The sequence below is a fragment of the Niastella populi genome, from assembly GCF_002078015.1.
Classification (GTDB): domain Bacteria; phylum Bacteroidota; class Bacteroidia; order Chitinophagales; family Chitinophagaceae; genus Niastella; species Niastella populi.
The window spans coordinates 281,243-302,876 of record NZ_LWBP01000243.1; the positions used below are offsets into that span (position 1 = coordinate 281,243).

General features: G+C 46.2%; 23 protein-coding genes and 1 pseudogene. 19 read left to right on the forward strand and 5 right to left on the reverse strand.

The genetic code is table 11. The features are described from left to right. Positions 1-143 precede the first annotated feature (143 nt). The 4 genes from A4R26_RS32235 (at position 144) to A4R26_RS32250 (ending at position 3,138) form a co-directional block, all read left to right on the forward strand. Complete coding sequence (locus tag A4R26_RS32235; RefSeq protein ID WP_081170937.1) at positions 144-1,340, forward strand: thiolase family protein; 1,197 nt, start codon at positions 144-146, stop codon at positions 1,338-1,340. A gap of 180 nt (positions 1,341-1,520) precedes the next feature. Continuing rightward, positions 1,521-2,096: a hypothetical protein gene (locus tag A4R26_RS32240; protein WP_081170939.1), complete on the forward strand. Its 576-nt coding sequence runs from the start codon at positions 1,521-1,523 to the stop codon at positions 2,094-2,096. Between the two features lie 11 nt (positions 2,097-2,107). Continuing rightward, positions 2,108-2,554, forward strand: coding sequence for a DinB family protein (locus A4R26_RS32245; RefSeq protein WP_081170941.1), 447 nt, complete (start codon positions 2,108-2,110; stop codon positions 2,552-2,554). Further along, a complete protein-coding gene (locus A4R26_RS32250; protein WP_081170943.1) occupies positions 2,554-3,138 on the forward strand; it encodes a hypothetical protein in 585 nt (194 codons plus the stop codon). The genes A4R26_RS32245 and A4R26_RS32250 overlap by 1 nt, the downstream gene beginning before the upstream one ends. A gap of 13 nt (positions 3,139-3,151) precedes the next feature. Here the strand turns inward: A4R26_RS32250 and A4R26_RS32255 are convergent, their stop codons facing one another. The 5 genes from A4R26_RS32255 to A4R26_RS32275 form a co-directional block, all read right to left on the reverse strand. Then, positions 3,152-4,348: a transporter gene (locus tag A4R26_RS32255; protein WP_081170945.1), complete on the reverse strand. Its 1,197-nt coding sequence runs from the start codon at positions 4,346-4,348 to the stop codon at positions 3,152-3,154. Positions 4,349-4,357: 9 nt separating this feature from the next. After that, positions 4,358-4,999 (reverse strand): ATP-binding cassette domain-containing protein, encoded by a 642-nt coding sequence (locus tag A4R26_RS32260; RefSeq protein WP_081170947.1) that lies wholly within the window; start codon positions 4,997-4,999, stop codon positions 4,358-4,360. Positions 5,000-5,090: 91 nt separating this feature from the next. Next, positions 5,091-6,782, reverse strand: a complete 1,692-nt coding sequence (locus tag A4R26_RS32265; RefSeq protein ID WP_165760487.1) for a DUF4836 family protein — start codon at positions 6,780-6,782, stop codon at positions 5,091-5,093. Between the two features lie 28 nt (positions 6,783-6,810). Further along, positions 6,811-8,187 (reverse strand): histidine--tRNA ligase, encoded by a 1,377-nt coding sequence (gene hisS, locus A4R26_RS32270; RefSeq protein ID WP_081170950.1) that lies wholly within the window; start codon positions 8,185-8,187, stop codon positions 6,811-6,813. A gap of 140 nt (positions 8,188-8,327) precedes the next feature. Continuing rightward, the gene (locus A4R26_RS32275; RefSeq protein WP_242675078.1) at positions 8,328-8,813 is read right to left on the reverse strand and encodes a low molecular weight protein-tyrosine-phosphatase; all 486 of its coding nucleotides are present in this window, start codon (positions 8,811-8,813) and stop codon (positions 8,328-8,330) included. A gap of 159 nt (positions 8,814-8,972) precedes the next feature. On the opposite strand from A4R26_RS32275, the gene A4R26_RS32280 reads away from it, so the two are divergent. The 15 genes and pseudogenes from A4R26_RS32280 (at position 8,973) to nuoK (ending at position 21,514) form a co-directional block, all read left to right on the forward strand. Then, positions 8,973-9,212, forward strand: a complete 240-nt coding sequence (locus A4R26_RS32280) for a hypothetical protein (RefSeq protein ID WP_081170952.1) — start codon at positions 8,973-8,975, stop codon at positions 9,210-9,212. A 147-nt stretch (positions 9,213-9,359) separates the two neighbouring features. Beyond that, positions 9,360-10,307: a PstS family phosphate ABC transporter substrate-binding protein gene (locus A4R26_RS32285; protein WP_081170954.1), complete on the forward strand. Its 948-nt coding sequence runs from the start codon at positions 9,360-9,362 to the stop codon at positions 10,305-10,307. A gap of 57 nt (positions 10,308-10,364) precedes the next feature. Beyond that, on the forward strand, positions 10,365-12,047 hold the full coding sequence (locus A4R26_RS32290) for a tetratricopeptide repeat protein (protein ID WP_081170956.1): 1,683 nt from the start codon (positions 10,365-10,367) through the stop codon (positions 12,045-12,047). Positions 12,048-12,319: 272 nt separating this feature from the next. Next, positions 12,320-12,616, forward strand: coding sequence for an NADH-quinone oxidoreductase subunit A (locus A4R26_RS32295; protein ID WP_242675079.1), 297 nt, complete (start codon positions 12,320-12,322; stop codon positions 12,614-12,616). Between the two features lie 173 nt (positions 12,617-12,789). After that, positions 12,790-13,368, forward strand: a complete 579-nt coding sequence (locus tag A4R26_RS32300) for an NADH-quinone oxidoreductase subunit B (protein ID WP_081170958.1) — start codon at positions 12,790-12,792, stop codon at positions 13,366-13,368. A 104-nt stretch (positions 13,369-13,472) separates the two neighbouring features. After that, the gene (locus tag A4R26_RS32305; protein ID WP_081170960.1) at positions 13,473-13,976 is read left to right on the forward strand and encodes an NADH-quinone oxidoreductase subunit C; all 504 of its coding nucleotides are present in this window, start codon (positions 13,473-13,475) and stop codon (positions 13,974-13,976) included. Between the two features lie 29 nt (positions 13,977-14,005). After that, on the forward strand, positions 14,006-15,229 hold the full coding sequence (locus A4R26_RS32310) for an NADH-quinone oxidoreductase subunit D (RefSeq protein ID WP_081170962.1): 1,224 nt from the start codon (positions 14,006-14,008) through the stop codon (positions 15,227-15,229). Positions 15,230-15,326: 97 nt separating this feature from the next. Continuing rightward, positions 15,327-15,827, forward strand: coding sequence for an NADH-quinone oxidoreductase subunit NuoE (nuoE, locus tag A4R26_RS32315; protein ID WP_207625869.1), 501 nt, complete (start codon positions 15,327-15,329; stop codon positions 15,825-15,827). Positions 15,828-15,919: 92 nt separating this feature from the next. Further along, positions 15,920-17,284, forward strand: a complete 1,365-nt coding sequence (gene nuoF, locus A4R26_RS32320; protein WP_081170966.1) for an NADH-quinone oxidoreductase subunit NuoF — start codon at positions 15,920-15,922, stop codon at positions 17,282-17,284. A gap of 93 nt (positions 17,285-17,377) precedes the next feature. Next, positions 17,378-17,527 (forward strand): annotated as a pseudogene (locus A4R26_RS36170) (endonuclease domain-containing protein); the annotation flags it as partial. A gap of 124 nt (positions 17,528-17,651) precedes the next feature. Next, entirely contained in the window at positions 17,652-18,743 is a 1,092-nt protein-coding gene (locus A4R26_RS32330; RefSeq protein ID WP_081170970.1) for an NADH-quinone oxidoreductase subunit G, read from the forward strand. Between the two features lie 132 nt (positions 18,744-18,875). Beyond that, positions 18,876-19,943: an NADH-quinone oxidoreductase subunit NuoH gene (gene nuoH, locus A4R26_RS32335; protein WP_081170972.1), complete on the forward strand. Its 1,068-nt coding sequence runs from the start codon at positions 18,876-18,878 to the stop codon at positions 19,941-19,943. A 105-nt stretch (positions 19,944-20,048) separates the two neighbouring features. After that, positions 20,049-20,606 carry an NADH-quinone oxidoreductase subunit NuoI gene (nuoI, locus tag A4R26_RS32340; protein WP_081170974.1) on the forward strand — a complete coding sequence of 186 codons (558 nt, stop codon included), beginning with the start codon at positions 20,049-20,051 and terminating at the stop codon, positions 20,604-20,606. An 18-nt stretch (positions 20,607-20,624) separates the two neighbouring features. After that, positions 20,625-21,122, forward strand: coding sequence for an NADH-quinone oxidoreductase subunit J family protein (locus A4R26_RS32345; RefSeq protein ID WP_081170976.1), 498 nt, complete (start codon positions 20,625-20,627; stop codon positions 21,120-21,122). Between the two features lie 62 nt (positions 21,123-21,184). Further along, positions 21,185-21,514, forward strand: coding sequence for an NADH-quinone oxidoreductase subunit NuoK (gene nuoK / locus A4R26_RS32350; RefSeq protein ID WP_081170978.1), 330 nt, complete (start codon positions 21,185-21,187; stop codon positions 21,512-21,514). Positions 21,515-21,634 lie beyond the last annotated feature (120 nt).

The following is a 21,634-nucleotide window of genomic DNA, read 5'->3' on the forward strand; positions in this document are numbered from 1 at the left end:
AAGAATTCATAAATAGATTGGAGAATTTTAGTAGTATAAGTTGCTGTAACTGTTTTAATTATTAAAGTTTTTAATAAAGCATTCAAATCAGATAGTTTACAATTACTTTGCGAACGCAAATTCCAGCTCAAACAAAAACTAATATGAAGAAAGTATATGTCATAGATGCGGTAAGAACACCTATAGGTAAATATGGTGGCGCATTAAGTACTATTCGTCCCGACGATCTGCTCGCTCATGTGATAAAGTCATTATTACAACGCAATGCCGCTATAGATGTAAATGCAATAGAAGATGTTATTGCCGGCGATGCCAACCAGGCCGGGGAAGATAACCGCAATGTGGCCCGTATGGCCGCGCTGCTGGCTGGTTTACCCGTAACTGTTCCGGGCAACACGGTGAACCGTTTATGTGCCTCCGGTTTGCAGGCTATTATGGATGCCGCCCGCGCCATCATGTGCGGCGACGGCGAGCTGATGATTGCCGGTGGTGTTGAAAGCATGACCCGTGCGCCATTTGTACAGCTCAAGTCATCCGGCGCCTGGAACCGTACACCCGAAGTGGTTGATTCAACCATCGGCTGGCGTTTTCCGAATAAAAAACTTACCGACAAATATCATCCCTATTCCATGGGCGAAACCGCCGAGAACGTAGCCAAACAATGGAAGATCGGCCGCCAGGCCCAGGACGAGTTTGCCCTCCAAAGCCAGGAGAAATATTTTGCTGCGCTGGAGAAAGGAAAATGGAAAGAAGAGATCAGTGGGGTAGAGATCTTTGGCGGCAAGGAAGAAAAAATATTTCTTGAAAAGGACGAACCGCCGCGTGTTACTTCGCTCGAAAAGCTCAGCTCGCTGCGCCCCGCCTTTATAAAAGATGGAACGGTTACCGCAGGTAATTCATCGGGCATTAACGATGGCGCTGCCGCCATGCTGCTGGCCAGTGAAGAAGCGGTTCAAAAATATAATTTGAAACCCCTGGCCCGTATAGTATCGATGGCGGTTGCCGGGGTTGACCCCGCCATTATGGGTATTGGCCCGGTACCAGCCAGCCGGAAGGCATTGCAACGGGCAGGGTTGACTGCAGCCGATCTCGACCTGATAGAGTTGAATGAGGCATTCGCTGCGCAATCCATTGCCTGTATACAGGACCTGAAGTTCGATGTAAACAATGTGAATGTGAACGGCGGCTCCATTGCCATCGGCCATCCGCTGGGTTGCAGTGGGGTGCGCATTTCGGCTACGCTTGTTCATGAAATGAAAAAACGTGGTGCAAAACACGGGCTCGCTACCATGTGTGTGGGTGTAGGGCAGGGGGGCGCTATTGTGTATGAAGGGGTATAGTAAGTGAACGCCCTAAATGTGTTCTTTTTCTATTTGGTGGTTATGGTTTTAAATTTCCGAAGTAAGAAGTATGCTGCCGTTTAATTTCTGATTTTGCGATTTGAAGATTTGGAGATGTCCCCTGGTTCGAATCGTAAACAAATCTCTAAATCCCGAAATCTTTAAATTCTTTCCGATATTATGCGGGAAACCGAACTGACCACGCTGATATATAAATACAATCCGTACGCGCGTTTTCTCGTGGTACTGTATATGTTATGCATGTTCTTACTTTGTATGTTCCTGAGCGACTGGCTGCCCATGTATGTTATCTGGACGGCACTGTGCATTTGGGCCATACCCCTGGTGTATGCGGCTATTTCAAAAAAAACGGTTTTTAATTTCAGGGCGCTCGACAACCGCCTGCTCACGTTGTCGCCTTCGTTCATCAGGTTAGGCAGGGAATATTACCCTATTAAAGAGGTAGCGCTGGAACTGCATATAAACGCCTATGACGGGTTTGTTTACCGCATCAGGCAGGAAGGAATGCTGACCCCGCAAATAACCTATGGCGTAAATAATGTATTGCTGATCACTTATAAAGGCGTTACCCACGATCATGAGTTTCACCTGCGTAATTATGATGATTACACTATGTTGTGCCGGCTAACCGATGAGTGGCGCGCTGCCGGTGTAAAGCTGGTGGTAAAAGAAGCGTTCACACGCGAGTTCGTACATAAGCAATATGCGCGGTTGAACAAAAAGAAACGTCATTAAACCAATTCCATATGGACCTGCAAACTGCCATCCTTCATTTAGAAAAACATATTCAGGAAGTTCCTGAAAGGTTACAACAATTTGCTGCGGAGATCTTATTACAAAAGCCGGCCCCTGGCAAATGGTCGAAACAGGAGATCCTTGGCCACCTCATTGATTCGGCCATCAATAACCTGAAGCGCTTTACCGATACCCAATATTTTCCGCAGCCGTACACGGTGATCCGGTATAACCAGGACGAACTGGTAGCCATAAATCGTTACCAGCAATTACCGTTGGCGCATTTGCTGCAGTTGTGGAGCGTGTTGAACCGGCAGGTGGTAAATGTTATGAGAACGTTTCCTGCTGATAAACTTTCTTATACCGTCATCATTCCTTCCGGTGAACCTAAAACGCTCGAGTGGCTCGCTATTGACTATGTTGTGCACCTGGAGCATCATTTGAAACAGATAGATTGATGGAATTTTCTACCTATATCATTACAAGGAATACCGACAAAACGGTAGTAAAAGGTACCAACATTGTGCTGGTACTCATCGCAGGCGCACTGGTAGCCAGTTTAGCAGGATGGTATAAAACCGGAACTACCCTGTTTATTCTTGCTGTGGTTGCCGGAATTACTTTAGCCGTTATGAAGAAAGGCAATGTGCAGGCATATATTTTATCAAAGACCAAACTGGTGATAACTACAGCTTCAATAGAAATTGCGGGTGTAGTGTATGAAATGGAAAAAATAAGGAACCTGCGATTTGTTATTCATTCCTATGCGGGGCTGAAATATAAAGATAAAGGCAACATGATGTCGCAAACATCAGATGGTTTGCAGAATACTTTGAGTTTTACCTATGATGGTAAATCGATCGCTTGCCAGTTCTATCTAAATAGTGAAAAACATACATTTATTTTATGCCAGGTGCTTCAGGAGTTTTACTACAAAAAAATCCCTTTTGTTGAAGCAGACCGCAATGGTTATCAAACCTATCTGCTCAAGCAACTAAATGAAAAAGAATTAGCCGCATTTAAAGAAAAATACGGCTACTAAGTTCTATTGCCAATTACACCAGTTTATACAACAACTTCTTTACCATACGGTAATTGGTAAGCAGTGAAAGCCCAATTAAAAACAACGCGGTGGTAAGCACCGACCAGTGAAGCAGTGACGACAGCTCGGGGCGGTCGAACATGGCAAAATGATGAAAGGCCCACTGCATGCCTTCGGTAAACACCAGTGCGGTAAGCACTACCAGGATATATACCGGAATAAATTGTTTCGATACATTTTTGCTCAGCCAGTTGGGCGAGTAACCCAGCATCAGCAATAGCTGCAAATTGTCTTTACTGCGCGCGATCATCAGCTGCAGATAAAACGAAAACAACATCAATGCAAGAATAACCACCAGCATCCCGAAAATTCCCAGTCCGCTAAAGATGCCCTGCAGTACCTGTTTTACCCTGCCGAATTTTGTTTTATCCTTATTTACCTTATAGTTCTTCTGTTGCAGGTAAGAAAGAAAATCGGGGTTGTTGGCATCCTTTGTCTTTATGTATAAACGCGATGCTTTTACATCGTGCACATTCCCGAATTTCATATTGGCCCAGTCGAGAAAAGTCTTGGGAACAATGATGGAGTTAACCCGGTCGCTCAATGCCACAATGGAGCCGCGGAAAGTTTGCTGCAAGCCGTTGGCTCCGTAGCAGGTAATGTAAACCATAACCTGTGAGGCGGTTGCTTCGGACAATTGCGGTAATCCGTAACCGGGCGCAAATACGTTGTATATTTCCAGGAAGTCGGATGAGAAAACGATGGGAATATAATCCTGGCCTTCTTTCCAGGTAAAGTTGGGTGGAACGGTATCGATGAAAGTATTGTCAAGCGTTTCGAGGAACATATCGGTGCTGAAGGGAATAATTTCACCGGCGCTTAACTGTACGCGAAAGCGGTTGGCTACCAGCGGCGATACGCCCTGTACAAAAGGTTTGCTGCTTATTTCTTTTATGTCATTCTCATTGAACAGGTTCTTCTCCAGCTGGCCCATGGTTTCATTGGTAATGGTTTTCGAGATCGAAATGAAATCGTAACCTTCCTTTCGCTGGTTTTCACCCCCTAACAATTGCTGAATATTGATGAACATTTGAATGGAGCACAACAACAGCAATACGCCAATGCCTAAACCAATATAGGAGAACCAGCGGGAACCGGTGTTGGTACCGGTTTGCAATAATGTGCGGATGGGTTTGAAAGATACTGCCACGTGAAAGAATTACAAATGAAACAATCGGGTGTACGGAAAAAAGTCAATACGTTCCAGGTCGGCAAAGATGATGGCGGCATTGCGCAGCCTGGCTTCCTCCAGCATAAGTTGCATGGCGTTCTGCGAGTTCTTGTCATCGAGATGGCTGAAAGGTTCATCCAGCAACAGGAAGTCGAAGGGCTGCATGAGGGCGCGGATGATAGCCACACGTTGTTGTTCGCCATAGGAACAAATGCGGCTTTTATTTTTCAGCTTACTGCCGATACCCAGGCGTTCTGCCATTTCTTTTATCTTTTCAGCAGGGTGAAAGGAATTCAGCTGCCGTTTCAGCTCGATGTTCTCATACACGGTTTGTTCGGGAAAAAGACGCAGGTCCTGGAACACAATGCTTACCTGATCTTTCCGGTAAACGGCAAAATCTTCTGCGGTAAATTTCTTAAGGTCGTTGTTGTTGTAAGTTATGTTGCCGTTGTACTCATTGCGCAGGCCATACAAAAAATGCATGAGCGACGACTTGCCGCTGCCTGAAGGCGCTACGATCTTTATATACTCGCCTTTGTTGAACGTAAGGTCCTTCCGCCATACTTCAGATCCGTTGCGCTGGCTTTCATCGAAATAAACCGGTAATAGTTGCTGTAATTGAAGTTGCATGTTGGCCGCTGATTACTTGATCAAGCAACAAGCCTGCCCGTTGGTTATCCCGTGAGCAGGCTTGTTCCTGATGTATAAATATATTGTTTTACTAATGCAATGCAGGTTCAAGCGCAGCCAGGCTCAATGCGGCCGGGTCGCTGTATTTCAGATTTACCTGTGCATCGTACGGATTGCGTTTTGGGCTTACGATCTTAGTGATCGTATCGAGGTATTTGTTCAGTTGTTTTAAGCTGTTGGTGTTTTTGTCGACCAGGTTAATTTCACCTTCAGCTGTATAGGCGCCATTCTCTTCGCCGCCGCTGATCATGTAAACATCCTGCCACATATTGATCGATGCATCCAACGCTGCTTTGGCGCTGCTGTCGGTGGCGGCAGCGGTAGCCGTTTTCAGCAACTGTTGAATATTGATGTAACCGCCGAATGCTTTACCGCTGATGCGTTTTGTAAATTCGAAATTGTTATTGCCGCCGCTCAGGAAACTGGTTACCTGTTCAGGTGAGTTACCCGCGGCAAACCATTCGTTGTTCAGTTTAAAGTGAATATCCTTTGTATAAGGTTGAAATTCCTGGGCTTTTGATTGCAAAATACCGAACAGTTTATCGAAGGCCGGTTTGTCGTTCACTGAAGTAGCAACCAGTACATTGGCGTTCGGACTGGGCGCACCACCCTCAATGGTCATTGGTTTTCCATCGGGGCCTTCCATGGTTATGGAACGCGATTTCATTTCAAAATCGGTAACGGCTATCAGCATATCGCCATTATTGGCTTTAATGAATTCATCGGTGCTGTAACCAACGCCGCTGAAAAAGCTGTTCACAAGACCATCAACACCGAGCAGTTTGATAAGATCTCTCAACCCTTCGGGTGGGTATTTGAAAGCAAATGCAGCTACTACATTTTTTGAAGGAATGCGGTTGATGGTGGCTTCGCTAACCTTGCCGCCTGCATATTTCTTCATCAGTTCCTTCAGTTCTTTGTTGTACCAGCTTTTCGATTTCATGGTGATCTTGCCATTGTCGAAGCTGATGGTAGCGCCGTAGGCATTGCCTTCGAACAGTACATTCAGTTTAAGCATCGACAAATAACCGCCGAGTGCATTGTCGTATTGAGCGGCGTTGACCCAGTAGTGAATATCGCCGGCTTCTTTTGTCAAAGCCGCAAAACGATCGTCGTTGGCCAGGTTGTCACTGCCTTTCAGATCGAACAATTCAACAGCGAATTTCTGTAAACTGTCGGTTTTGAAAGAGAATGGTTCGTATGAACCGGGATTGCTATTGTTCAGCCTGGCGCTTGCAGTGGCCATGGGCATATCCATGATATAAATAAAACGGCTGTTCGTCCAGGCTACCAGGCTTTTAAGACCGGTGGCCAATACATTCACATCGCCTTCTTTTACCACTTTACCGCCTTTGTTCACTTTTGTCGTAAAAGCTTCAAAAGCAGCTGCATCCTGCACGCCGCCTTCAAATGCCATGTAACCGCCCTGGTTTTGTTTTTTGATAAAGAAAGCCAGGTCGGCTTTCAGATCGATACCTGTACTGGCGGGATTCTCCATTATTTTTTTACCGAGTGAATCGGTTTCCTCGTTATACAGTTTTTTGAACCACTCGTTTTGCTTGATCTCTTCCCAGCTCACTTTTGAGGTAAGGGAGCTGGTGCTAACTTGCACAGCTACAGAAGCGTCTTTGGGTATGGCTATACCAGATTTGTTGCTTTTGCAGGATACGATGCCTGATATTGCTATTGTGAGCAATGCCAGCGTTATTCGGTTTCGTTGCATTATCATGGGTTTGTTTGTGAAATAGAGCTCAAATAAACAATTTATTACTAAGGTTGGCAAGTGCCATGCTTTCCTGTACGCCGGTTTTAAGGTTTTTTACGACGGCCGTATTATTAAGTAGTTCCTGGCTGCCAATAATTACAACAAAACCTATATTTTTCTTTTCTGCATATTTGAACTGTTTGTCCATTTTGGCCTGTTCGTGGTATAATTCGCATCTAACGCCCTGGTTCCGCAACGATTGCATAGCCGAAAAGGCGGTGATGCTTTCTGCGGGGCCCAGATTAAAGAATAATACCTGGGTGCCGGTATAAACGCCCTCGGGGAACAATTTCAGTTCTTCCAGCACATCATAGATCCTGTCGACCCCGAAACTGATGCCTACACCGGGCATATTGGGTACACCAAACAAACCTGTAAGGTCGTCGTACCGGCCGCCGCCGCCAATGCTGCCCATTTTAACGGCAGGCGGTGCTTTTGCCTCGAAAATGATGCCGGTGTAGTAGTTAAGGCCGCGGGCCAGGGTGAAATCGATGATGATCGGTGAGCGTTGATTTTGTATCTGATTGTTGTTTATTACATATTCAAGCTCTTCAATTCCTTTGCTGCCGGTTTCCAGGTGGCCGATCAGTGTTTTGATCAGCTCTAATTTTTCCCTGTTATTTCCGGTGATGTTCAGGTACTTTTCGATGGTGGTTATCTGTTCTTCGTTCAACCCGCGTTGCGCCAGTTCCTCTTTTACTTTATCGATGCCGATTTTATCGAGCTTGTCAATGGCAATAGTGATATCGATCATTTTATCGGCGCCGCCGCACAACTCAGCCAGCGCGGCCAGAATTTTCCGGTTATTGATGCGCAGTTCGTAGTCGGCTATACCCAACTTTACAAATACTTCCTCATAAATGTTTACCAGTTCCAGTTCATTTAACAGGGACTTGCTGCCCACCACATCGGCATCGCATTGATAAAATTCGCGGTAGCGGCCCCGTTGGGGCCTGTCGGCCCGCCATACCGGTTGAATCTGGTAGCGTTTAAAGGGAAAGGTGAGTTGTCCCTGGTTCATGGCTACGTAGCGGGCAAACGGAATGGTGAGGTCGTATTTGAGCGCACGTTCGGTTATGCCCTTTACATTTTTGCCTTCCAGCACCTTCTCAAAATCTTCGCGGGCCTGTTGATGTTTGCCGGTATTATCGAGGCCGTTATTAAGAATTCTAAAGATCAGTTTATCGCCTTCTTCGCCGTATTTGCCCATCAGCGTTTCGAGGTTCTCCATGGCGGGCGTTTCAAGCGGTTGAAAGCCGTACAGTTCAAAAACACTGCGAATAGTATTGAAAATATATTGACGTTTGCGAACCACTTCCGGTCCGAAATCTCTTGTACCCTGTGGAATTGATGGTTTTGACATTTATAGTTACCTGATTTTTTAGACTCGCTATTATTAAATGTTGAATGTCGAATCGCAACGAAGCTCTGCTTGTCGGGATGCCAACCGAAAGCGTCGGCATATCCAATGTTGAATGTCGAAGTGAAAACAGAATTTTATTTTTACTTCGAAGTTCGAAATTCATCATTCAATATTCGATATTTATCTATGATCTTATCGCATGCCTGGTTTATCATGGCGAATACTTCATGGTAGCCGGGTTCGGTGCCATACCAGGGATCGGGCACATCCATGTTTTTACCGGGATGCAGTTCGTTCATCAGCAAATCTACCTTTGTTGCGTCGAAATCTTTCCGCGCAATGCGCTGCATTTCTTCTATCACGTCTTCGGCCATGGCGTATATCTTATCATACTCCCTGAAATCGGCAGCCGTAAAACGGCGGGCGCGCTGATGGCTGATATCTATTCCGTTCTGCAATGCCACTTTTTGCGATAACCGGTGCGGCTGTTCGCCCACATGATAGCCATTGGTGCCGGCGCTGTCGATGGTCCACGACAAACCTTCCTGTTGTGCCTTATGATGTAAAATGCCTTCGGCCAGCGGGCTTCTGCAAATATTGCCGAGGCAAACCATTAAAATCTTCATAGCCGGCAAAGATAGTTTGTAGTTTCACGAACGACAAACCGCAAACCATTTTATGGAAATCGCCCGTACCCGCATCTCATTTTTTGAATAAAGTCATTGCAACCGGGATTTTCGTAACGTGTTTATTTCTTATCTTGCCCGGACCCTAAAAATGTACCTATGGCGTCGGAATTTGATTATGAAGAAAAAAAGCAACGGGCTTATGTCAACAGGCGGGCTATAATGGACTTAGGCATGGGACTCTTATACAGCGGCATGGCCGTGGTTATGTTCTTCGCCCAAAAGTTCGGACTGGGTGAGGTGTTTTCCGTGCCTTTTAACTACATATTTGGTGGGCTGTGTTTGCTGTATGGCGGATTCAGGATCTACCGCGGCATTAAGAGGGACTATTTACGGTAAAGCATTTCTTCTGCAACGCAGCAAACGCTGCGGCAGAAATTGCAGGTGACACATGTAATCTGGCTGAACTCGTATTAAAATCTGATTAAACTGACAGGCTTTTAAAGGGTTTCTCCAGGCTTTGATAACTAAGAAGAAGATATACAGATGAAATGGAAAGGGTTAGCTCAACGGGTGTTTCGCGCACTGGTAGTGATCAGTTGCATCAACATATTTGTAACTGCATGTAAATCGCGCCCCGCAGACGCCACACATCCCCAGGAAACCAGTACCAGCGGCACTATCTACATTAGTGTGGATGAGAGTTTTAAGCCGGTGATCGACTCGCAGATAAAGGTTTTTGAATCGCAACATCCCGATGCACATATTGTAGTAAATTATAAGCCGGAAGCGGAATGCCTGCGCGATCTGAATGTTGACAGTATTCGCATGGTTATTGTAACAAGAGGTTTAAGTGAAACTGAGGAAACTACACTTACCAATAAGTTGCAATTCAAGCCGGCTTATGGTGTTATCGCTTACGACGCCGTTGCGGTGATCGTAAACAACGACGTAAAGGATACTTTGTTCACCATGCAGGATATACGTGCTATTGCCAAAGGCACAAGCGGTTATAAATATAAGATGCTGCTCGACGGAAAAACCGCCACCAGCACCGTGCGGTATGTGGTTGATTCATTGCTGAAAGGGCAGCCATTGAGCGAGAACATAGTAGCGGCGCAAAATACCGAGGCCGTTATAGATTACATATCAGAGAATAAGGATGCGATCGGCCTGCTGGGAGTGAGCTGGATCGGGAATAAAGACGATACAACACAACGTAGTTTCCTAAAAAAAGTTAAAATTGCACAAATAGAGAGTAAGGTTAAAGATGAAGCGGGAATTTACGTAGATCCGGTGCAATATAACATTGCTTATGACCGGTACCCGATGACAAGACCCCTTTACTATATTTTAAAGGAAAATTACGATGGGCTTGGCAACGGTTTTGCTAATTTTCTTATCTACGAAAAGGGACAGAAAATATTTTATCGGGCATACTTATTGCCGGCGAGAATGGCGTTTGAGAAAAGGAATATGCAGATAAGTAATTAGTTTTTAATCAGCGGATTCCTAATACATTATAAAACTTTAAAAAAATAGCGACTTACAATGAGCAAGCGATTCATTTGTTTTGTAACCATGGTTCTACTGGGTAGCAATATGCTATTTGCCCAGAGTGTGGAGCAGGGAAGGAAGTTTTTCTATTACGAACGGTACAAAAGTGCCAGGGAGAATTTTGAAAAAGTCCTGGCTGCGAATCCGAATAATATCGAAGCAACATACTGGCTCGGTCAAACCATGCTGGAGCAGAAAGATTCTACTGCAGCTAAAAACCTGTATCAAAAAGCACTGCAGCAAAATGGCAATGCCCCGTTGATTTTGGTAGGCATGGGCGAAATTGAGCTGCGTGAAGGTAAAACCAACGATGCCCGCCAGCGTTTTGAAACCGCCATCTCCCTCACAAAAGGCAGAGATGTGGAAGTGTTCAACGCAATCGGTCGTGCGAATGTAGATGCAAAAGCCGGCGATGCCAATTACGCTATCCAAAAGCTGAATGAGGCAACCCAGGTAAAGAAATTCGATAACGCCGAGACCTACCTCATCATGGGCGATGCTTACCGCAAATTGATCGACGGCGGAAATGCCATTACTTCTTATACCAAGGCCCTCAATCTCGATCCTAAATTGGCTGCAGCGCATCACAAGATCGCCAAGGTATATGTTACCCAGCGGAACAGTGAAATGTTCCTGCCTGGTTTTGAGAAAGCGATCGAGGCCGATCCCGCATATGCGCCTACTTATTTTGAATTGTTCTACTACTGGTATTTCAAAGATGTAAATAAAGCCGCTCCTTACCTCGACAAATTCATAGCCAATTCAGACCAGGGTCCCGATGTCGAGTATTTGAAGACCGACTTCCTGTTCGCTTCCGGTAAATTCGGCGAAGCGAAAGATAAAGCGTTAGGCCTCATCAGCCAGTATGGCGATAAGGTGGCGCCCCGTATGTACAAAATGGTGGCTTATGCCTGCGATACCCTCAAAGACATGAACTGCGCCAACAAGTACATGACCGAATATTTTGCAAAACAGAATCCCGATGATATCGTTTCTGCCGACTACGAAGAGCTGGCGAACATCAACGCACAAACACCCGGCAGCGAGGCGCAGGCTTTTGTAAATCTGCAAAAAGCGGTTGAAATAGATACACTTGAAGAAAACAAGATCAAATACATCAGCAAAGCTGCTGCACTGGCTAAAAAACAGGGCGACCGCAAACAGGAAGCCAACTGGCTCGGTATTGCCTACGGCCTGAAAAAAGATCCAACCCAAACCGACCTGTACAACTGGGGTATGGCTAACTACCAGGCTGCCAATTATGAAGCCGCAGACAGCATTTTCTGTAATATTTATCAAACCCAATATCCCGATCAGATCTATGGATACCTATGGTGCGCAAGAACCATTCAGGCCTGGGATACAACCATGCAATCGCCCAAATTTGCCCCTGCCCAGGAAAAGCTCGCAGAAATGGCCCTGAAACTGGATTCGGTAAAATTCAAGTCACAGGCCACCGGCGCGTATGCAGCCCTGACCTCATATTATAATGATGTTAAAAAAGACAGCAAAACGGCATTAACCTATGTCGACAAGATCCTGGCCATCGATCCGGCTAACTCTTTTGCCAACCAGGTGAAACCCATTTTGCAGAAACTGATCAATCAATCTTCGGCCCCTGCTAAAAAATCGGGCAGCAGCACCACGGCTAAACCGGGTTCCGCGGCGAAGAAATAGCGTTAATAAATGATTAACTAACAACTAATCGTACATATTTGATCCCCCCGAACGGGTTTTTTAAAAAATCTCTCGGGGGGATTTCTATTTTAATTCGTTAATAAGTTGAAAATCTAAAACCCTGTCTTATTTTTGCCCCTAAACCAAAACGGGTTATGATTATGTACCTGTTACAAGTCCAAGTTTCCGCCGTTGCCCAAGATCCCGATAGTTCCTACTGGTATCTCCCTATTGCTATTCAATTAATTTTCGCAGTCATTTTTGTTGCTGGTATGATGGGCATTACCCACTGGCTGGGGCCCAAACGTAATACTTCCGACAAATTAGAGACTTTTACCAGCGGTATTAAAAGTCATGGCGACGCCCGTCAGCCCATGGCCATTAAATACTTCCTGGTAGCGATCTTATTTGTTTTGTTCGATGTGGAAGTGATCTTTTTCTATCCCTATGCCGTAAATTTTAAACAGTTGGGATGGAGTGGTTTTGGCGCTGTATTGATGTTCATTGCATTTTTTCTGTGCGGCTTTATATACATAATAAAGAAAGGAGCGTTAAAGTGGGAAGATTAATAACCAATGTGATAATGTGATAATGAGATAATGGGATAATGCTTTTGCGCCGCCAGGAAGGCACTAATGCCTTTTTAATCCGGTGCGTAGAAACTTACGAGGTTGCAGGTTGTTATATTAAAGTGCATTGTCAATTATCAAATTATCAAATTAGCTAATTATCAAATTAAATTATGGCACGTCCTGTTCAATATAATATTTACGGTCAAACCGATGTGAAACTGGTAAAGGAAGGCCCTGAAGGGTATATGGGTGAAGGATTCTTTTCAACCAACCTCGATAAAGTGGTTGGGCTGGCCCGCAAGAACTCCATCTGGCCCCTGCCTTTTGCAACTTCCTGTTGTGGAATTGAATTTATGGCCACTATGGCTTCGCACTACGATCTGGCCCGTTTTGGCTCAGAGCGTGTGGGTTTTTCTCCCCGCCAGTGCGATCTGCTGATGGTAATGGGAACCATTGCCAAAAAAATGGCCCCTGTGGTAAAGCAGGTTTACCTGCAAATGGCCGAGCCCCGCTGGGTACTGGCCATGGGCGCCTGCGCCAGCAGTGGCGGCATCTTCGATACCTACAGCGTATTGCAGGGTATCGATCAGATCATTCCTGTAGATGTGTATGTACCTGGTTGTCCGCCCCGACCCGAAGCGGTTATCGATGGCATTCTGAAAGTGCAGGAACTTATAGGAAATGAAAGCCTCCGCAGAAGGAACAGCGATAAGTATAAACAATTAATGGAGAGCTACGGAATACAATAACAATTAGCTAATGTAATAATTAGCTGATGTGATAATTGAACTCCGTAATCTCGTCTTAATAATAAAATCTAAAATGTCTGCCGCCACACGGCGGGGATAGTTATATGGCATTAACGAACGAAATTATTCAACAGCGGTTAATTGAAAAGTTTGGCGATCAGGTGCAACAGTTCGGGGAACCTTTTGGCATGCTCACGTTTGAAGCGCCTAAAGACCTAAACCTGAAAGTGCTTCAGTTCCTGTATGACGATGAAGTATTGAAGTTTCAGTTCCTCACCGATCTGCAGGCGGTTCACTATCCCGATAACAAAGGACGTGAGCTGGCAGTTGTATACCACCTGCACAGCCTTACCAATAATGTACGCATCAGGTTCAAAGTGTTCACCGATATTCTTACACCCGATGTATACAGCGCCACCGCTTTATATTCATCGGCCAACTGGATGGAAAGAGAGACCTATGATTTTTACGGAGTGAACTTTGTGGGCCATCCCAACCTGAAGCGGATCCTGAATGTGGATGAAATGGATTACTTCCCGATGCGTAAAGAGTTTCCGCTGGAAGAACAAACGCGGGTTGACAAGGACGACGAAATGTTTGGACGATAAGTGAATTTTGCAAATTGCTAATTGAATTTATGAGTGATCATCATATAAAATTACCCGAAGGCTCAATTGAGAAGCTGACCACGACCCTGAATTTAGGGCCTACGCACCCGGCTACCCATGGTGTATTCCAGAACATCCTCGAACTGGATGGGGAACGCATCATTTCAGCCGAGCAAACGATAGGTTACATTCACCGTGCGTTTGAAAAGATCGCCGAGCGCAGACCCCTGTACCAGATCACCCCATTGACCGACCGGTTGAACTATTGCTCAGCGCCCATCAACAACATGGGCTGGCATATCACCTGCGAGAAATTACTGGGTGTAAAAATCCCCAAGCGGGTCGATTACCTCCGTGTGATCATTATGGAACTGGCGCGTATAGCCGATCACCTCATTTGTAACTCTATCGTTGGGGTTGATACCGGCGCATTTACCGGGTTCCTGTATGTGATGCAATACCGCGAATTGATTTACGAAATATACGAGGAAGTGTGCGGCTCGCGTCTTACGACCAACATTGGCCGTATCGGCGGGTTCGAAAGAAATTTCACGCCCACCGCATTCGAAAAGCTCGAGAAGTTCCTGCGCGAATATCCCAAAGTGCTGAGGGAATTCGAGAACCTGTTCACCCGTAACCGCATCTTTATGGAGCGTACCATAGGTTGCGGCCCTATCACTGGTGAAAGAGCGTTGAATTACGGTTTTACCGGACCAAACCTGCGCGCAGCGGGTGTCGATTACGATGTACGCGTACATACGCCGTACAGCAGCTACGAGGAATTTGAATTCGATATACCGGTGGGCAGCACCGGCGACTGTTACGATCGTTTCCTGGTGCGTAACCAGGAGATGTGGCAATCGCTTCGCATCATTGAGCAGGCATTTCGTAAGGTGAAAGAGTTCAAGGGCAAAGACGCTGAAATATTTCATGCCGAAGTGCCTGAGTATTACCTGCCCGAGAAAAAGGATGTATACACGAAGATGGAAGCATTGATCTGGCACTTCAAGATCATCATGGGTGAAATTGATATGCCTGCAGGTGAGGTGTACCAGTCGGTTGAAGGCGCCAATGGAGAGTTGGGTTTTTACCTCATAACCGATGGAGGCCGTACGCCCTACAGGCTGCACTTCCGCCGACCCTGTTTTGTTTACTACCAGGCATACGAAGAAATTTCAAAAGGGGCCATGTTGAGTGACGCCATCATTACCCTGAGTAGCCTGAACCTGATAGCAGGTGAAATGGACGCTTAAAGCTAATGTGATAATTCGATAAGGTGCTAATGTGCTAATGGAAAACAATATCCGATAGAACATTTAGCTGATTATAAACATAAATCTTTCAAAGAAAGTGGCTCAATTTTCTGCAGAGAAACTGGCAAAAGTAAACGAGATCATTGCACGCTATCCGCAAGGAAAGCAAAAAAGTGCATTGATACCGGTACTGCATATTGCACAGGAAGAATTTGGTGGCTGGTTAAGTGCTGAAACCATGGATTATGTGGCTTCGATACTCAAAATAGAACCTATTGAAGTGTACGAAGTGGCCACGTTCTATAGCATGTACAACCTGAAACCTGTTGGTAAATACGTGTTTGAAGTTTGCCAAACCGGTCCGTGCATGTTGAACGGCAGCGACGATATAATTGAATATATAAAGAACAAACTGGGCATTAAAGTAGGGGAAACCACCGCCGATGGTTTGTTTACGCTGAAAACAGTGGAATGTTTGGGCGCCTGTGGTTATGCTCCCATGATGCAGTTGGGTAAACATTACCGCGAGCACCTGACGAAAGAAAAGATAGATGCTATTATAGATGAGTGTGAGAGGAATGCAGTAACAAATAACTAAGATATCAGTTACCAGTTGCCAGGTCCCGGGCCTGCCCCGATAAAGTTGGGGTTTACGGGAAACTGGAAACCGGTAACAGGCAACGAATAAATATGGGAAGAAAACTATTATTAGAAAAAGCGCATGTTCCGGGGATCCGTAATTACGATGTATACCGTCGTGAGGGCGGTTACCGCAGCGTAGAGAAAGCGCTCAAGACCATGAGTCCCGACCAGGTAACCGAAGAAGTAAAGAAAAGCGGATTGCGCGGCCGTGGCGGCGCAGGTTTCCCTGCCGGTATGAAGTGGAGCTTTCTGGCCAAACCCGAAGGGGTTCCCCGTTACCTGGTATGTAATGCCGATGAATCGGAGCCCGGTACTTTCAAGGACCGTTACCTGATGGAGTTCATTCCCCACCTGCTGGTGGAAGGGCTGATCGTTGCATCCTATGCGTTAGGTTCAGGCAGAACATTCATTTATATCCGCGGCGAATACGCGTGGATCGTTGATATACTCGAGCAGGCCATTGCCGAAGCAAAACAAAATGGCTGGCTGGGTAAGAATATCCTTGGCACCGGGTTCGATTGTGAAATATATGTACAGCGTGGAGCAGGCGCCTATATCTGCGGTGAAGAAACGGCATTGATCGAATCGCTGGAAGGAAAAAGAGGCAACCCAAGAATTAAACCGCCGTTCCCCGCCGTGAAAGGGTTGTGGGACTGCCCAACGGTAGTGAACAACGTAGAAACGATCGCCGCTGTAGTACCGATCATAAACATTACCGGGGAAGAGTACGCCAAAATAGGTGTGGGAAAATCAACCGGCACCAAGCTCATCTCTGCCTGCGGTAACATCAATAAACCCGGCGTGTATGAAATAGACATGACCATTTCGGTGGAAGAATTTATATACAGCGATGAATATTGCGGTGGTATTGCCCATGGCAAACGCCTCAAGGCATGTATACCGGGTGGTTCATCGGTTCCCATTCTGCCTGCCAACCTGTTGTTGAAAACGGCAAAAGGGGAGAACCGCATGATGAACTATGAAAGCCTTTCCGATGGTGGTTTTGCCACCGGTACCATGATGGGCTCTGGCGGTTTTATCGTGTTGGATGAAGACCAGTGCGTGGTGCGTCATACGTTAACGCTGGCGCGTTTCTACCGCCATGAAAGTTGCGGACAATGTTCGCCCTGCCGTGAAGGAACCGGCTGGATGGAGAAGATCCTGAAGAATATCGAGTACGGAAAAGGCAAGAAGAGCGATATCGATCTGTTGTGGGATATTCAACGTAAGATAGAAGGCAATACGATTTGCCCGTTAGGCGATGCCGCCGCCTGGCCGGTAGCTGCCGCCATCCGTCATTTCAGAGATGAATTTGAATGGCATGTGCAGTACCCGAATGCGGCGCAGAACAGGAATTATGGAATAGCGCATTATGCCGACCCGCTGCCCGCAGCGGCTGCCAAAACCTCCTGACCCCCTGAAGGGGAGTAAAGGGCATCTGAAACAAAAGGAACATATGAAAAAGAAAATGTTCTACGGTGCTTCTCACTTGCTCTTAAAGTTAAGAAGTTGCGCGGGAACATGACAGAGGCAGAAGTTGTTCTTTGGAAATATTTGAGACAACATCCTTTGGGATATAAGTTCAGGCGACAACATCCATTAGGAATACATATAGTGGATTTTTATTGCCACAAACGTGGAAAGGTTTACAAATGAAGAAGTTTTGAAGAAAAAGGAAGTGGTAATAGGAAAAATAATATTATTAATCAACGAACGAGTAGGAACTGCTTAAAGTTTCGCGAGTTCAAAAAGCCCCTTTAGGGGTTTGGGGTGTGGTTTTATGGCTGATCAACCTAAATTATTTAAAGTAACCATTGATAACATCACCATTGAGGTGGAAGCGGGAACCAGTATCCTGAATGCAGCCCGGATGATCGGCGGCGAAGTAGCGCCACCGGCCATGTGTTATTACAGCAAACTGAAAGGCAGCGGCGGTAAATGCCGTACCTGTTTGGTGGAAGTAGCAGCAGGCTCAACAGCTGATCCCCGCCCGATGCCGAAACTGGTTGCCAGCTGCCGTACCAATGTAATGGACGGTATGGTGGTAAAGAACATCACCAGTGAACGCGTACAGGAAGCAAGAAAAGGTGTGGTAGAGTTGTTGCTTATCAACCATCCGCTCGATTGTCCTATCTGCGACCAGGCCGGTGAATGTCACCTGCAGGACCTCAGCTACGAACATGGTGCGGAAGGAACCCGTTACGAATTTCCCCGCCGTCAATTTGCAAAACATGACCTGGGGCCCTATATACAACTGCACATGACGCGCTGCATCCTGTGTTACCGTTGTGTATTCACCGCCGACCAGCTCACCAATAAACGTGTTCACGGTGTACTCGATCGCGGCGACCATGCCGAGATCGCAACCTACATCGAGAAAGCACTCGATAACGACTTTATCGGTAACGTCATTGACGTTTGTCCGGTAGGCGCATTGACCGACAAAACCTTCCGTTTCAAAAACCGCGTATGGTTCCTGAAACCGGAAGATGCACATTGCAGTTGTTCTAAATGCAGCGGTAAAGTAACCCTGTGGCGCCGTGGTGATGAAGTGTTCCGCGTTACCGGCCGTAAAGACCAGTGGGGCGAAGTACAGGATTGGATCTGTAACGAATGCCGCTTCGAGAAGAAGAAAGTGAGCGACTGGGTAATTGAAGGCCCGGCCAACGTAAGCCGTCATTCGGTGATCAGCGCCAACCATTATGTAGGTACGGTAAAACCACATGAATCCTTACCGGAAGTGATGGGTGGCCGCCAACCCCGCCTGCTGATGGATATTCATTCAATAAGTGAAGTGAACAAGCCGAATATCGATCTGTCGAAGATCCAGGGACCGGCGCACTCGACTGACTTTAAAGAGAGCAAGTCCTGAAGTTTTAAGCGTTCTGAATAAAAGAAGAGAAGGAAGTAAGAAGTACGAGGGAAGAAAAGAAATTAAAGATTTGGAATGGCGGCGGCCAATTGACCATTGACCATTCACCATTGACGATAATAAATAACAAAAATGCATTCTGCTTTATTAGCTATCGATTTGTTTTTTGTGATTGAGAAACTGGTGCTCATTGTGGCAATCGTTTCCATATCATTGGTAATTGCCATGTACGAAACTTATGCCGAACGTAAAGTAGCTGCTTTTATCCAGGACCGCCGCGGTCCTAACCGGGCAGGCCCCTTTGGTCTTTTACAACCACTGGCCGATGGGGTGAAACTGTTCATGAAAGAGGAAATTATTCCCAACACCTCGAACCGTTTCCTGTTCATTCTGGGCCCATGCCTTGCTATGCTGGCCGCTATGATGACATCGGCGGTTGTGCCCTGGGGCGGTACAATCGATTTTTTTGGCCGCCAGGTGAATTTGCAAATTGCCGATATCAATATCGGGATCTTATACGTGTTTGGCGTTGTGAGCATGGGCGTATATGGTATTATGATCGGAGGCTGGGCTTCCAACAACAAATTCTCGCTTATGGCCGCCCTGCGCGGCGCATCGCAGGTGATCAGTTACGAACTGCCTATGGGGCTTTCGTTGATCGCATTGCTGATGCTCACCGGTTCTTTGAAAATGAGCGAGATCGTAGCGCAGCAGATCGATGGCTGGTACAATGTGTTGTACCAACCGCTGGGATTCTTTATTTTCCTGGTGTGCGCATTTGCAGAATGTAACCGTACGCCATTCGATTTACCCGAAGCCGAAAACGAATTGAACTTTGGATACCACCAGGAATATTCATCCATGAAACTGGGCTTTTACCTGTTTGCCGAATACATCAACATGTTCATAAGCAGTGTAATAATGGCAACCCTGTTCTTTGGTGGTTATGATATTCCGTTTGTAAATGATGCAAGCCTGAGTGGTTTGGGCAACTGGCTGGCGCTGCTGCAGGGGCTGTCGCTGATCATCAAGGTGTGCATCTTCATCTTTGTGTTCATGTGGGTACGCTGGACCATTCCACGTTTCCGCTACGACCAGTTGATGAACCTGGGCTGGAAAACGTTGATTCCCCTGGCCCTGGTCAATATGGTGGTAACCGCAGCCATCGTATTGTTGAAAAGCAACGGCTGGAAATTTTAATACCGCGAAAACGCGGCACGATTTAATTGGAGTATTGAAAGGATAAAATACTTTTGCGGTTTCAATAGTGAAGCAAGTTTAAGAAGATCAAGTTAACTAATTATAATGCAAGCATTAACAAACAGAGCCAAACCGGTAAGTCGTAAACCCATGACACTTGTGGAGAAACTCTACATGTGGAATATTCTGAAGGGTATGATGATCACCCTGCGGCATCTATTTAAAAAGAAAGCGACCATCAGCTACCCCGAGGAGAAACGCCCATTTAGCCCGGTGTTCCGTGGTTTGCACATTCTGAATCGCGATGAGGAAGGACGTGAACGTTGTACGGCCTGTGGCTTGTGCGCATTGGCTTGTCCGGCCGAGGCCATAACCATGGAAGCGGCCGAGCGTTTACCGGGCGAAGAGAACAAGTACCGCGAAGAGAAGTATGCCGCCAAATACGAGATCAACATGCTGCGGTGTATCTTCTGCGGATTGTGTGAAGAAGCATGTCCCAAGGATGCAATATACCTGAGTGAAACCTTTGCGCCTTCGAACTACCAGCGTAAAGGCTTTATATATGGAAAAGAGGATCTGTTGATCCCCAGCCCTAAAGAGAACCCCGGCGAATACTGGAAAGCGGTGGGTAACCGGAAAGCAAATAAAGAACAGTCCAATTAACAGAACCAACAAGCTGCAATGGATATATCACAAGTATTATTTTATGCTTTAAGTGCAATGGCACTGGGCAGCGCCATTATGGTCGTTATCAGTCGTAACCCGGTACATAGTGTATTGTGGCTCATTATTACATTTTTTGCTATTTCAGGACATTATATTTTACTGAATGCCCAGTTCCTGGGTATCGTGAACCTGATCGTTTACGCAGGCGCCATCATGGTATTGTTCCTGTTCGTGATCATGTTGATGAACCTGAATGCCGAAACCGAACCGCAAAAGAATAAATGGCTCAAACTGGCCGGTGTGGTGGCAGGCGGATGTTTACTGCTGGTACTGGTAGCTGCATTGAAACAGGCTGAGGTAAAAGGAAAAGTGGCTATGCTGGGAACCGGTGACATCGGGTTGATCAAAAACCTGGGACATGCCCTGTTCACCGATTACGTAGTGCCTTTCGAGCTCAGCAGTATCCTGTTCCTGAGCGCCATGGTTGGTGCTGTTGTTATAGGCAAGAAGTAAATAACCGACGGATCCCGAACACTTCGGCGTTCGACATTCAATATTCGATATTAAAAGAGATTATGTTAATTGAAAGATATATCTACCTGGCTATCGCACTTTTTTGTATAGGTATTGTGGGAGTGCTGGCCCGCCGGAACGCCATCATCATTTTCATGTGCATCGAGCTTATGCTGAATGCCGTAAACCTGTTGCTGGTTGCATTTTCAAAAATGCATCATGCGGCCGGTGTTGGTAAAGCTGCTGCAGCCGGTATCGACGGACAGCTATTCGTATTCTTCATTATGGTGGTGGCTGCTGCGGAAGTGAGTGTGGGCCTTGCCATTATTGTAATGATGTATCGCAATACGCATTCGGTGGATGTAAATTTTTTAAACAGGTTAAAACACTAAAAGGCGAAATGCTCAAGGCTTAAGGCTGAACGCCACACCCCGCACTTCGAGGTGTTTGGGTTATAGCGGAAAGCCTGAATTTCGGAGAATAGCCTTAAGCGTTTAGCCTTTAGCCTTCAG